The 12,965-nt window shown below is 63.2% G+C and carries 12 protein-coding genes; 9 read left to right on the top strand and 3 right to left on the bottom strand.

Translation table 11 applies throughout. The annotated features are described in order from the left end of the window. Positions 1-104 precede the first annotated feature (104 nt). Together AC1DX6_RS11210 and AC1DX6_RS11205 are read left to right on the top strand one after the other, a co-directional pair. The gene (locus tag AC1DX6_RS11210; RefSeq protein ID WP_477313701.1) at positions 105-872 is read left to right on the top strand and encodes an ABC transporter permease; all 768 of its coding nucleotides are present in this window, start codon (positions 105-107) and stop codon (positions 870-872) included. A gap of 10 nt (positions 873-882) precedes the next feature. Then, positions 883-1,665, top strand: coding sequence for an ABC transporter ATP-binding protein (locus tag AC1DX6_RS11205; protein ID WP_477313132.1), 783 nt, complete (start codon positions 883-885; stop codon positions 1,663-1,665). Between the two features lie 114 nt (positions 1,666-1,779). Here the strand turns inward: AC1DX6_RS11205 and AC1DX6_RS11200 are convergent, their stop codons facing one another. The 3 genes from AC1DX6_RS11200 to AC1DX6_RS11190 all read right to left on the bottom strand — a co-directional run bounded on the left by AC1DX6_RS11200 (position 1,780) and on the right by AC1DX6_RS11190 (position 4,579). Further along, complete coding sequence (locus tag AC1DX6_RS11200; protein ID WP_477313130.1) at positions 1,780-2,595, bottom strand: oxidoreductase; 816 nt, start codon at positions 2,593-2,595, stop codon at positions 1,780-1,782. A 66-nt stretch (positions 2,596-2,661) separates the two neighbouring features. Beyond that, positions 2,662-3,954: a beta-ketoacyl-ACP synthase II gene (gene fabF / locus AC1DX6_RS11195; protein WP_477313128.1), complete on the bottom strand. Its 1,293-nt coding sequence runs from the start codon at positions 3,952-3,954 to the stop codon at positions 2,662-2,664. 46 nt (positions 3,955-4,000) lie between these two features. Beyond that, positions 4,001-4,579, bottom strand: a complete 579-nt coding sequence (locus tag AC1DX6_RS11190; RefSeq protein ID WP_477313699.1) for a TetR/AcrR family transcriptional regulator — start codon at positions 4,577-4,579, stop codon at positions 4,001-4,003. Positions 4,580-4,943: 364 nt separating this feature from the next. Between AC1DX6_RS11190 and AC1DX6_RS11185 the strand changes: the two genes are divergently transcribed. The 7 genes from AC1DX6_RS11185 (at position 4,944) to AC1DX6_RS11155 (ending at position 12,938) form a co-directional block, all read left to right on the top strand. After that, the gene (locus AC1DX6_RS11185) at positions 4,944-6,596 is read left to right on the top strand and encodes an ABC transporter substrate-binding protein (protein WP_477313697.1); all 1,653 of its coding nucleotides are present in this window, start codon (positions 4,944-4,946) and stop codon (positions 6,594-6,596) included. A 176-nt stretch (positions 6,597-6,772) separates the two neighbouring features. After that, positions 6,773-7,756 (top strand): ABC transporter permease, encoded by a 984-nt coding sequence (locus tag AC1DX6_RS11180; protein WP_477313126.1) that lies wholly within the window; start codon positions 6,773-6,775, stop codon positions 7,754-7,756. Beyond that, positions 7,753-8,655 (top strand): ABC transporter permease, encoded by a 903-nt coding sequence (locus tag AC1DX6_RS11175; protein ID WP_477313124.1) that lies wholly within the window; start codon positions 7,753-7,755, stop codon positions 8,653-8,655. Before AC1DX6_RS11180 ends, AC1DX6_RS11175 begins: the two co-directional genes overlap by 4 nt. Beyond that, on the top strand, positions 8,652-9,467 hold the full coding sequence (locus AC1DX6_RS11170; protein WP_477313122.1) for an ABC transporter ATP-binding protein: 816 nt from the start codon (positions 8,652-8,654) through the stop codon (positions 9,465-9,467). Before AC1DX6_RS11175 ends, AC1DX6_RS11170 begins: the two co-directional genes overlap by 4 nt. Next, positions 9,464-10,402: an ABC transporter ATP-binding protein gene (locus AC1DX6_RS11165; protein WP_477313120.1), complete on the top strand. Its 939-nt coding sequence runs from the start codon at positions 9,464-9,466 to the stop codon at positions 10,400-10,402. Before AC1DX6_RS11170 ends, AC1DX6_RS11165 begins: the two co-directional genes overlap by 4 nt. Before the next feature lie 21 nt (positions 10,403-10,423). Further along, positions 10,424-10,900 (top strand): GNAT family N-acetyltransferase, encoded by a 477-nt coding sequence (locus tag AC1DX6_RS11160; protein ID WP_477313118.1) that lies wholly within the window; start codon positions 10,424-10,426, stop codon positions 10,898-10,900. Between the two features lie 28 nt (positions 10,901-10,928). Next, positions 10,929-12,938, top strand: a complete 2,010-nt coding sequence (locus tag AC1DX6_RS11155) for a beta-N-acetylhexosaminidase (protein ID WP_477313116.1) — start codon at positions 10,929-10,931, stop codon at positions 12,936-12,938. The last annotated feature ends 27 nt before the right edge of the window (positions 12,939-12,965 follow it).

Genomic DNA, 12,965 nt, shown 5'->3' with positions numbered 1-12,965 from the left:
ACGTGACAACGAAAACGGCCGAGGAGCGTGCTGTGACCACGAGCCCGCCTCCCGAGCCAGCCACGAAACGCGCGCCGGCGCGCCGCCGATCCTCAGGGATCGGCGTGCCCATCGCCCGGTCGCGCTTTGTGATGATTGCCGTCGCAGTCTTCGTCGGGCTTGGTCTTGCCTGGTGGGCGGCGACGGGCCTTGGCGCGGTGAAGGCCATCTTCCTGCCATCGCCCGGCAGTGTGGCAAGCCAGCTTGCCAAGCTCGCCGGCGATGGCACGCTGTGGATCGATCTCAAGGCGTCGATGTACCGAATTTCCATCGGATTCTTGATTGCCTCGGCCCTGGCGATCCCGATCGGCGTGCTGATCGGCAGTTTCAGGTCGTGGGAAGCAGCGGTCGAGCCGCTGGTGGATTTCATCCGCTACATGCCGGTGGTCGCTTTCGTGCCCCTGTCCATCCTCTGGGCCGGTACGGCAGATACGCAGAAGTTCCTGATCATCTTCATCGGCACCTTCTTTCAGCAGGTCCTGATGATCATGGACAATGTGAAGCGGGTGCCGAAGGACTTCATCGGCCTTGGGCGGACCCTCGGCCTGCCGGATCGCAAGATCCTGACCCGCATCGTGGTGCCGAGTGCCTTGCCGGGTATCTGGGACACGTTGCGCATCAGCCTCGGCTGGGCCTGGACATGGCTCGTGCTGGCGGAACTCGTCGCGGCGACCTCCGGCCTCGGCTATCGCATCACCGTGTCGCAGCGCTATTTCCAGACCAACACCATCATCGGCTACATCCTGCTGCTGGGCGTGCTTGGGTTGGTCACGGACCAGGTCATGAAGGCGCTCGAGAAAGTGCTGTTCCAGCAGGATGGCCAGTCGCAATGAGATGCAGCCGATGAGTGTTCCCAAATTGCACATCGGAGGCCTCCACAAGAGCTTCGGCTCGGGGGAGCGGCGCACGGAAGTGCTGCGGGATATCAATCTCGATCTTGCCGGCAACGAGTTTGTCTCGCTGGTGGGCACATCGGGTTGCGGCAAGAGCACGCTGCTTTCGATCGTCGCGGGACTTCAGGATTTCGACGCCGGCGAGCTTGCCATCGACGGCGCCCCAATCCTTCAGCCGGGGCTCGACCGCGGCGTCGTCTTCCAATCCTACACACTGCTTCCCTGGCTGACGGCGCAGCAGAACATCGAATTTGCCCTCAAGGCCGCCGGCCATGACCGTTCGACCTGCCGGCGGATCGCGCTCGAGCATCTCGACCTGGTCAAGCTGCCGCATTGCGCCGATCGCTATCCATCCGAACTTTCAGGCGGCATGAAGCAGCGCGTCGCCATTGCCCGCGCGCTTTCCTATCGACCCAAAATGCTGCTGATGGACGAGCCCTTTGGCGCGCTGGATGCCTTGACCAGGCATCAGATGCAGGAACTCCTGACCCAGATCTGGGAAGAGCACCGGCTGACGGTGCTGTTCGTCACCCATGACGTCGAGGAGGCCGTCTATCTCTCGGACCGGATTGTCGTCATGGGCATTGGCCCCGGACGCATCACCCAGACCTTCAATGTCGATATTGAGCGTCCACGCCGCGAAGAGGTCATGGAAACGCCGGCGTTCATGGATCTGCAGCGCGGCGTGCACAAGGCGATCCGCGAGGCGTCAAAACGCCCTGAAATGGCGTAGGCACGCGGCGGTTGAGTTTTGGCGGCGCATTCACGTCGAAAATGTCAGCCGGCGACCAAGGCTTGGGACACGCTTCTCCGTTCGAGGGACGCAATGGCAGCGCAGCCCGAACCGTCAGACCGGCAGCCCGAGCTGCTTTCGCAGGCTTTTGTCGAATGCGGACGCGGGAACGAACCGGCGCAGGAAACTGACCTGGCGCGCCATCTTTCCCGCCGCATAGCGTTTTTTTGGAGCGGGATCGGTCGCAGCGGCCAAAACGGTCTTGGCTACCACTTCGGGCGCATCGCCTGTTTCCATCGCTTTCCGCACGGCTACAGTCATGCCAGCGCGCGCGGAGTCATAGATTTCAAGCAACTGATCGGGGGCGGCGAGATTGTCCTCGAATGACGTGCGGGTATAGGCAGGCTCCACCAACGAAACGCGAATGCCGAACGGGCGCAATTCGTGATCGAGCGATTCGGAATAGCCCTCGATGGCATGTTTGGTCGACGCGTAAAGCGCGAAATAGGGAGCGGGGATAAACCCCTGCACCGAACTCAAATTAACGATTCTGCCCTTCCCTTGGCGTCGCATTGCCGGCAACACCGCGTTGGTCATGCGGAAAACGCCGAAGACGTTCACGTCGAACAGCGCCTGGGCCTGGGCGGTCGAGGACTCCTCCGCGCCGCCAAACAGCCCCATGCCGGCATTGTTGACAAGCAGGTCGATGCGCCCGGCCTTTGCCAGGACGTCATCGACCATTTTCGCAACGGACGCGTCGTCGGTCACATCGCAGGTCAGCATGGTAACGCCGTCGGATTGCTTGGAGGCCGTGCGACGGCTGGTTCCGAATACGTGAAAGCCCGCGTTCCGTAGGGTGTTGGCGGTTGCGCGCCCGATGCCGGAGGATGCCCCTGTCACCAGGGCGACGCCAGGATTGGTCTTGTTCATGGAAATCATGTCTTTCTTTGCGTTGGATCGGAGTGGGAGAAGCATGAAAGGTCGGAGCAAAGGGCGTCAGTTGTGAGCGTCCTTGACGCTCGCGTCGGGCCAGCGCCTAAACAACGCGCTGGCATTCACGCCGCCAAAGCCGAAGCCATTTGAGATCGCATACTCCATCGCCATTGGCCGGGGCTCGTTTGCGACGAAGTCGATGCCGTCGGCGGCCGGATCGGGAGCGCTCAAATTGAGCGTCGGCGGTGCCACCTGATCCCTGAGCGCCAGGATCGCGAAGATGGCACCAAGCCCGCCGGCCGCTCCGAGAAGGTGTCCGGTCGCCGATTTCGTTGCGCTGACAGCTATCGCGAAATCGCGCCCGAACAGGCTCTTGATCGCTTCGATCTCACCCAGGTCGCCGACTGGCGTGGAGGTCGCATGCGCATTGAGGTGACGAACCTCGCGCGGCGAAATCCCTGCTTGCGCAATGGCGATCTGCATGGCTCGGCGCGCACCGTCGCCGTCCTCAGGACCGGAAGTGACGTGATGAGCATCCGCGGTCGTCCCGTAGCCGACGAGCTCGGCCAGCGGTTTTGCGCCGCGCGCCAGCGCGTGGCTCAACTCCTCGATGACCAGCACGCCGGCTCCTTCGCCCATGACGAAGCCGTCGCGCGACTTGTCGAACGGCCGGGAGGCCTCATCAGGACGGTGATTAAAGGAGGTCGAAAGAGAGCGTGCCGCGGCAAACCCACCGAGGCTGACGATATTCATGCATGCTTCCGTCCCGCCGCACACGGCAATATCGGCTTCATCGGCGCGGATAAGACGAGCCGCATCGCCGATCGCCTGGATGCCGGCCGCGCACGCCGTCACCGGCGCGCCGAGCGGACCTTTGAAGCCATGGCGGATCGAGATGTGACCTGCCGCAAGATTCACCAGGAAGGACGGCACCGTAAACGGCGACAGGCGGCGGACACCGCGCGTGTCCACCGTGCGCACCGCCTCGGTGATGGCGGGAAACCCGCCGATCCCTGAAGCGATGATCGTGGCTGTGCGCAGGCGATCCGTTTCCAAGGCAGGCTTCCATTTCGCCTGCGCAAGCGCCTCTTCCGCCGCAGCCAGCGCAAAGACAATGAACCGGTCTACCTTGCGCTGATCTTTCGCAGACAGGACGACATCGGGATCGAAACCGGCGTCCGGATCTTCTTCCAAGGAGGGCACCACGCCGCCGATCTTCGCCGGCAGGTCTCCCACCACATCGTCCGGAAGCCTACGGATGCCCGAACGACCTGCCAAGAGGCGCGACCAGGACGCTTCGACATTCGCGGCAAGGGGGGTGACCGCTCCCATGCCTGTAACAACAATCCGTCGCATCTATTCTCCTATCACTTGGGTGCACCGACAGCGCTACCGGCAACGCTCAAGCGGCGACTGCGTCGCGAACCTGATCGGTCGCCGCATCCAGAAAAGCCTGTGCGAGATCGGGATCGTTGACGACGCGCGAAAGGAGCACCGCGCCGACCATCGTCGAGAGAATGGCCGTGGCCTTGCCGCCGGTCTCCTCGCCATTGGTCTCGGCAATGAAACGGCCGAGGATCTCGAGATGCTCCTTGATGCCGGCTTCGAATGACGCCTTCACGTCCGTGCCCTGCCTTGCGGCATCCGAACCGAGCGCCACGATCGGACAACCGTCCATCTTTTCTCCGCGATGGCCCATACTGAGGTAGAATCCGATTACCGCGCCCAGCGGATCCTCAGGGTTCGTCGCAGTTGCGGCCGACCATCGGTGGGTGGCGCTCTCCATCGCCCGCCTGGACGCCTGCGCAGCCAGATCCTCCTTTGACGCGAATTGCTTGTAAAAGGCGCCCTGGGTCAGTCCGGCACCCTTCATCAAATCCTTGAGGCCGATGCCGTCAAAGCCGCGCTCCCGAAAAAGGCGGCTTGCGACGTTGATTACGGTTTCGCGGTTTTCCGCGGCCTGACTACGACTCACACGCATCGTCAGTCTCCCTTTAGAGTTCACTCGAAATCTATACCTCATATAGATGTCGAGCGCAATCTATCAAGAGGAGATAAGAGACGATCCTCTGGGCATCAATCCAACGCATTCCGCACCGCCGGCATCTGTGCCAGACCTTGGCATCCAGCGGCTCTGGGACCTTCAACCGGCAATGCTGAACAGAGGCGTTGACGGCAGCACCGTTTCCCACTTAGGATTAAATCAAATTGATTTATCTTATTCGCCCGAAGAGGCGGAATGGCAATCAACCAAGGGGAAATGAAGCATGACCGCCAAGCTGCCAGACCCGAATCTGCGTTACCCGCAAGACCTGTCGACGGCGATTTCACGCCGGCGGCTGTTGATGGGCACGGCGCTCGTCGCCGCGACCATTGCCACGACTTTTCCCTTCGGCGTGCGATCGGCGTCCGCCGAATCGGTGCTCGCCATGCACATCGAGGAGCAGACGAGCTGGGTGCAGAATTTCAACCCGTTCGATCTCGGTGGGCGCCGTCAGAGCACCATGGATTTCGTCTATGAGCCGCTGGTCATCTTCAACGATTATGACGGCGGCAAGCCGATCTACCGGCTGGCGACGGGTTACAAATTCTCCGACGATTTGAAGTCGATCACCTACACGCTGCGCGACGGCGTCAAATGGTCGGACGGCCAGCCGCTGACCTCGGCGGACATGAAATTCACGCTCGACCTGATGTTGAAGAACCCGGCGGTCGACACTGTCGGTGTCGGCAGCAGCGTCGCCTCGGTCGAGGCGCCGTCGCCGACCGAAGTCAAGATCACGCTGAAGGACATCGACACGCATTTTCCGGAATCGATGGCCGATTTCCCCGTGGTGCCCGAGCACATCTGGAAGGACGTCGCCGATCCGCTCGCCTTCAAGAACGAGAAGCCTGTGGGATCGGGTCCGATGACGGAGATCCGCCGCTTTACGCCGCAGGTCTATGAACAGTGCCGCAACCCGAACTACTGGGACGCCGCCTCGCTGCATGTCGACTGCCTGAAGCTGCCGCAGATCGCCGGCAACGACCAGATGCTGGCGCTGTTGCCGGAGGGGTCGATGGACTGGATCGGCTCGTTCCTGCCGGAGATCGACAAGACCTATGTCGCGCTCGACAAGGACCACAATGGCTATTGGCAGCCGCCGGCGGAAACCATCGCTTTCCAGATGAATTTCAAGACCGCCAAACCGGCGCTGGCCGAAGCCTTCAACGACATCAACTTCCGCCACGCCTTCAGCCTGGTCATGGATCGCACGGCGATGGTCGATATTGCCGGGTTCGGCTATCCGGTGGTCAATCTGCACGCCAGCGGCCTGCCGCCGCGGTTCGACGCCTGGCGCAACAAGGCAGCCGAAGGCGACAAGGACGTGTGGATGACCTACGACGTCGACAAGGCCAACAAGGTGCTTGACGACGCCGGCTACAAGAAAGGCGCCGACGGCATGCGCACCACGCCGAAGGGCGAGCCGATCGCGTTCTCGATCATCGTTCCCAATGGCTGGACCGACTGGATCGACGCCGTTCAGATCGCCACTGAAGGCCTGCGCAAGGCCGGCATCAACGCCTCTGTGGCGACGCCGGAATACGAGCAATGGCAAAAGCAGATTCTCGACGGTTCGTTCGATGCGGTCATGAACTCCCGCGCGGACGGCCCGACACCGTTCCGCGGCTATTACCAGTCGCTGTCGACGGCCTTTGCCGGGCGTATCACCAGCGCACCGTCGCGCTATTCCAACCCGGAGCTGGACAAGGTGTTCGATGCCTACCGCAAGGCGACCACCGACGACGAGCGCAAGAAACTGTTCGACCAGGTGCAAGTCATCATCGCCGACAATTTTCCGGTGGTGCCGGTGTTCAACGGACCGACCTGGTACCAGTATTCGACCAAGCGCTTCACCGGCTGGGTGACCAAGGACGAGCCGGTGATGAACCCTGAAAACCACGACAACAACCGCCTGCGGCTGATGCATTTGCTGCGCCTGAAGCCCGTGCAATAGTCGGGGCAAGCGCCCTTCTCTCGCTGAGGGGGAGGGGCGTCCCTGCCTTGCCTTGGCAGCAGCAGGGCAGGCGTCGCCAGGTCGGACGACGGTGCTGACGAAGCAGCCGACGTCCGCTTCCATCCGTTACCTTCTCCCTCAGGAGGAGAAGGCAAATCGAGCGCAAGGACAGGTGAATGCGGATTCCTCTTCGACGACTTGGGGTCTACTTCGTCGCATTCCTGTTCGCTATCGTCATGAATTTCACGGTGCCCCGGCTGATGCCGGGAAGCCCGGTCGACGGCATGATCGCGCAGCTGGGGCCACGCGCGACACCGGCGGCGATCGAAGCGATCAAGGCCCGCTTCGGCGCCGTCGAACAGCCTATCCTGGGGCAGTTCGTCGATTACATCACCGGTCTCGCCAGGTTCGATCTCGGCGTGTCGGTGAAATACTACCCGCAGACGGTCACCCAGGTTCTGGCACGCTCCGCCGGCTGGACCGCCTTCCTTGTCACCACGGCGATCATCTTTTCCCTCTGCGTTGGAGTCTCCCTCGGCGCAGTGGCAGCCTGGCGGCGGGGCGGACGCTTCGATGCGTTCGTCTCGCCGTTTTCTGTCGTGCTGATTGCGATCCCTCCGGTCATCATCGGACTGGCGACCTTGTTCACCTTCGGCGTGACGCTGCGCTGGTTCCCGGTCGGCTATGCCTACAATCCCGACCTCGATCCGGGGCTGAACTTCACCTTTTTCGGCAGCGTCTTCTGGCACGCGATCATGCCGGTGCTGACGCTGTCGCCCTATCTGATCGGCGAGTTCCAGACGACGACGCGCTCTTCGATGATATCGGTGCTTGGCGAGGACTATGTCACCATGGGCCGCGCCAAGGGGCTCGGCGAGACGATGGTGATGTTTTCCTACGCGTTGCGAAACGCCATGCTGCCGGTACTGACCAATCTCGCGCTGATGCTGGGCGCCGTATTCGGCGGCTCGATCGTGACCGAAATCGTCTTCAACTATCCCGGCCTCGGGCTGACGTTGTTTACCGCCAGCGTCGCGCGCGACTATCCGGTCATCCAGGGCCAGCTGCTTTTGATGACGATGGCGACGCTCGGCGCCAATCTTCTGGTCGATCTTCTTTACGGCGTCGTCGACCCACGCATTCGGGAGGAGCGGGCATGAATTTCGGTTGGCGACTTTTGTGGCGGCAGAAGAAGGCCGTCGCCGGCCTGATCATTGTCACGGCGCTCTGCCTGATGGCGCTGCTGGCGCCGATCCTCGCGCCGACCGATCCGGGTGAGCGCGTCGGCCGCTCGCATCAGCCGCCGACCGTCGAGCATTATTTCGGCACGACGAAGATGGGCCGCGACGTCTATGCGCAATTCGTCTGGGGCGCGCGCCCGTCGCTGGCAGTCGGCTTTGCCACCGGCCTGTTCATCACCGCGCTCGGCACCATCATCGGGCTTGTCGCCGGTTACTTCGGCGGCCGCACCGACGCCACGCTCGATCTGATCACCAATGCGGTGCTGGTGATCCCCAACATTCCGCTGCTTATCCTGCTCGCCTCCTTCGCCGGCACGGTCGGACCTGTCGCCATCATGATGATCATCGCGCTGACCTCATGGCCGTGGGGCGCGCGCATGACGCGCTCGCAGACGCTGGCACTCCGAAACCGCGAGTTCGTGACCGCCGCGCGCATGGTCGGCGAGCCGTCGTGGCGGATCATTTTCGTCGAGATCCTGCCCAATCTGGTGCCGCTGATCGGCATCAACATCGTCGGCTCGATCATCTACGCCATCGTAGCGCAGACGACGCTCGAATATCTCGGCTTCGGCGATCCACTCAACGTCACCTGGGGGACGATGCTCTACAATGCGCAGAATTCGTCCGCCATCATCGTTGGTGCCTGGTGGGACATCGGCGCGCCGGCCGCCGGCATCGCGCTGGTCGGGCTTGGCCTGGCGTTGCTGAATTTCACCTTCGACGAGATTGCCAACCCGCAGCTGCGCTCCGGTCCCGCACTCAGCCGGTGGCTGCGCCTCAACCGTCTGCGCAAGCGCGAGCTGGAGGCGGCACGGTGAGCGAGGCGTTGCTGCAAATCCGCGACCTCAGCGTCGACTATCTGCTCGACAAGGGCGCCTTTCGCGCGGTCAAGAACGTATCCTTCGACATCGGCCGCGGCGAACTGTTCGGGCTGGCCGGTGAATCCGGCTGCGGCAAAAGCACGATCGCCTATGCCATCACACGGCTGGCCAAGGCGCCGGCCTGGGTGGCGGGCGGCGAAATCCTGCTCGACGGCGAGGACCTTTTGAAACTGCCTGAAAGCCGGCTGCAAGAGGTGCGCTGGCGGCGAATAGGCATGGTGTTCCAGAGCGCGATGAATTCGCTCAATCCGCTGATGCGGGTCGAGGCGCAGTTCCACGATGTGCTGCGCCGGCATACCGGTTCATCGCGGGAAAAATCGCGGGCGCGGGCGGAAGAGATGTTCAAGCTGGTCGGCATTCCGGCCAGCCGGCTCAGTGACTATCCGCATCAGTTCTCAGGCGGCATGCGTCAGCGCATCGTCATCGCTATCTGCCTGGCGCTGAAGCCGGAGTTGATCATCATGGACGAGCCGACGACGGCGCTCGACGTGGTCGTCCAGCGCGAGATTCTCGAACAGGTCATCGACCTGCAGCGCGGGTACGGGTTCTCGGTGCTGTTCATCACCCACGATCTGCACCTGATGGCGCAGCTCTGCCACCGCATCGGGGTGATGCTGAAGGGTGAACTGGTCGAGATCGGTGACGTCCGGCAGGTCAGCCGCGCCCCGGCGCACGACTACACGCGAAAACTCTGGGGCGCGATCCCACAACTGCCAGGCCACCCCTTGGCAAAGGAAGCGGCCGTATGAACGCGTTGCCGACGACCCCCATTGCCACGATCGAGGCCGAGCCGATCATCAGGCTGGACGGCATCGAGCGCAGCTTTGGTCTGGTGCAGGCGTTGCGCGGCATCTCGCTGTCGCTGCGGGGCGGCCATGCGCTGGCATTGGTTGGCGAGTCCGGCTGCGGCAAGACCACCTGTGCCCGCATCATTGCGCGCATGGACGCCCCGACCGGTGGCGACATGTTCTTCCGCGGCCGCGACGTGACGCGAACCGGCTCAGCCGCCGGTGAAAAGGCCTATCGCCGCGCCGTGCAGATGGTGTTCCAGGATCCATTCGCCTCGCTCAATCCGGTGTTTTCGGTGCAGCATCATCTCGCCCGGCCGCTGGCGCTGCATGGCCACGCCAAAAGCAAGGCCGAGCAAGTGCGCGGCGTTGCCGATCTGCTTGAATGGGTCGGGCTGGAGCCGGCGCTGACGGCGCACAAGTTTCCGCACGAGCTTTCGGGCGGCCAGCGCCAGCGCGTCAACATCGCGCGCGCGCTTGCCGTTCAGCCGGAGGTTCTGGTCGCCGATGAGCCGACCTCGATGCTCGATGTCTCGATCCGTCTCGGCATCCTCGATCTCCTGGCGCGCATCAAGCGCGAGCGGCAGCTGGCGCTGCTCTACATCACCCACGACATCGCCACCGCGGCCCATGTCGCCGAAGAGGTGATCGTGATGTTTGCCGGACAGATGGTCGAGTGGGGCGATACGCGTGCCGTGATCGGCGATGCCCGCCATCCCTATACGCAGCTGCTGCTTTCAGCCGTGCCGGACCCGGAACGGCCGTTCATCGCTGGCGACAGCGCCCGCTTTCTCGGCCACGCCGAGGAGGTGCGCCGCTTGAGCCGGCCAACCTCGACGCTGGTCGACCAGGTCGGGCCGAACCATTTCGTCCGCGCGCTCGGTGCGGTTTCCTGACATTCACGCCGGAAGGTTTTCATGGACTATCTCGTCAATCTCTCGCTGCTTGCCCCCGATCCGGAACTCGACGCGCGCGTCCGCAGCGCCGCTGTCACCATCCGCCGGGCGCTGGCGCCGGAATATGAGTTGGTCACCGACTGGGTCCGGCGCAAGTTCAGTGCCGGCTGGGCGGGCGAGACGGCCGTTTCGATGATGCGCCAGCCGCCGACCTGTTTCCTGGCCACCAAGGGGCAAAAACTGGTCGGCTTTGCCTGCCATGAATCGATCGCCCGCGGCTTTTTCGGCCCCACAGGTGTCGACGAGGCTGTGCGCGGCCAGGGTATTGGCCATGCACTGCTGCTGGCGTCGCTGCTCGATCTCAAGACCATGGGCTACGCCTACGCCATCATCGGCGATGTCGGCCCGTCCGAATTCTACGAACGCACCGTCGGCGCGACGCAAATCCCCAATTCGGAACCCGGCATCTATGCCGGCCTCTTGAAGTCGGCCGACTGATCTTTTCACGCTTACACATGAGATTGCCATGACCGAGACACTTGCCCTGCGGCTGGAAAGTTTTTGGACGCCCGCATCGGACGGCCAGGCATTGGCCTATTCGCTGAAACTCACCAACGCCTCAAAGCAGCCCCTGCAGGATTTCCGCCTCTGTATCAGCGGTCCGGCGCGGATCGACCCCGCAGCCGCGGTGGAAGGCGCCATACTGGTCAATCGCGTGTCGAACCATGCCGAGTTTGCGCCACCCGCCGGCTTCGTGCTTGAACCCGGTGCTGCCTGGACCTTGACGGCGCGCGGCCTGAGCTACCCGCTGCGCCACTGGACGGATGGCGCCACCGGCGCCTATCTCGTGCTGGCTGATGGCAGCGTCCAGCGCATCGCCGTCGAACCGACGAAGGCCAAGGGCGACAACGCGCCGCTGAAGCGCGGCGCCGAGCCCTATCCGGTGCCGACTGTCGCGCCAGTTCCCATCTCGGTCATCCCCTGGCCGCGCCAGGTCGAAGTGTCAGGCGCGCTGCCCACGCCAGCCGGCATCGACCCGAGGCCAGAAGGCGAAGAGGCCAAGGCCGCGGCGGCCGCTTTCGCCGAGCTCAGCGCCAGGCTGTTCTCTGTCGAAGGCCTTGTGCGCCCTGCTGCGGAAGGCGGCTTTCCCGTCAATCTGTCTCGCAAGGACGGGTTCGCACGGGAGGCCTATACAATCGACTTTGCGGCCGACGCGGCAACGATTTCGGCGTCCACGCGCACGGGGCTTCTCTACGGGCTGATCACGCTCGGCCAGATCCTGCGCGGTGCCAGAAAACATCCCGCAACCTTTGTCTTCCCGGCGCGGGGAGAAATCCACGACGACCCGTCGCTCGGCTGGCGTGGCTGCCACCTCGATACGGCGCGCCAATTCTACGCCTCGGCCGAGATCGAGCAATTCCTCGCCATTTTTGCCTGGAACAAGCTCAACCGCTTCCATTGGCATCTGTCCGACGACGAAGCCTGGCGGGTCGAGATATCAGCCTATCCGCAGCTGACCAGCATCGGCGCCTGGCGCGGCCACGGCCTGCCCATCCCGTCGCTGCTTGGCTCAGGCCCGGGAAAGACCGGCGGCCATTACACCAAGGCCGTGATCCGCGAGATCGTTGCGCTTGCCGGCCGGTTCGGCATCGAAGTGGTGCCGGAGATCGACGTGCCCGGCCACTGCTATGCCATGCTCGAGGCATTGCGCGAGCTGCGCGATCCCGGCGAACACGGCCAGTATTTTTCCGTGCAGGGATTTCCCAACAACTGCCTCAACCCGGCACGCGAGGAAACCTACCGCGTGCTTGAGACGATCTTCGACGAGATGATCGAGCTGTTCCCGTTCAGGGCGATCCATGTCGGCGCCGACGAGGTGCCGATCGGTGCATGGTCGGGCTCGCCGGAAGCCTTGCGGCGGCTCGCCGAACTCGGCGGCGAGGCGCTGGCACAATCGCATGCCAAGCGCCTCGGCGTGGTGACCAACACGCATGGCGCCGACGAGATCGACGGCTCGGGGGCTGCCATGCTGCAAGCCCAGTTCCTCAAAAGGATACAAACATTCCTTGCTTCCCGCGGCTGCATCACCGGCGGCTGGGAAGAAGCCGCGCATGGCAACGTCATCGACAAGACGAAGTGCTACCTCAATGGCTGGCGCAACGTCGAGGTTTCGGCGGCACTGGCCGGCGAAGGTTACGACATCGTCGTCAATCCCGGACAGGTCTACTACCTCGACATGGCCAACAGCCAGGAATGGTCGGAGCCTGGCGCTGCCTGGGCCGGCTGGTCATCGCCCGAAAAGCTTTACGGCTTCGATCCGGTGGAAGGGTGGAGCGCGGCGCAGAAGAAGCATTTCCTCGGCGTGCAGTGCTGCATCTGGTCGGAACCGATGACCGACCGTGCCGTCTTCGACCGACTGGTGTTCCCCAGGCTCTCGGCCCTTGCCGAGACCGGCTGGACGGTGCCGGAGCGAAAGTCGTGGGAACGGTTCAGCGCGCTCGCCGGGCTGATGCCGGTGCTCTACGGGTTGTCCTAGAGCAATTCCAGGAAAAGTGTTGACGGT

The sequence above is a fragment of the Mesorhizobium sp. P2_C4 genome (assembly GCF_056404575.1).
The sequence above is the reverse complement of the archived record's forward strand: the minus strand, read 5'-3'. Positions and strand labels throughout refer to the sequence as shown.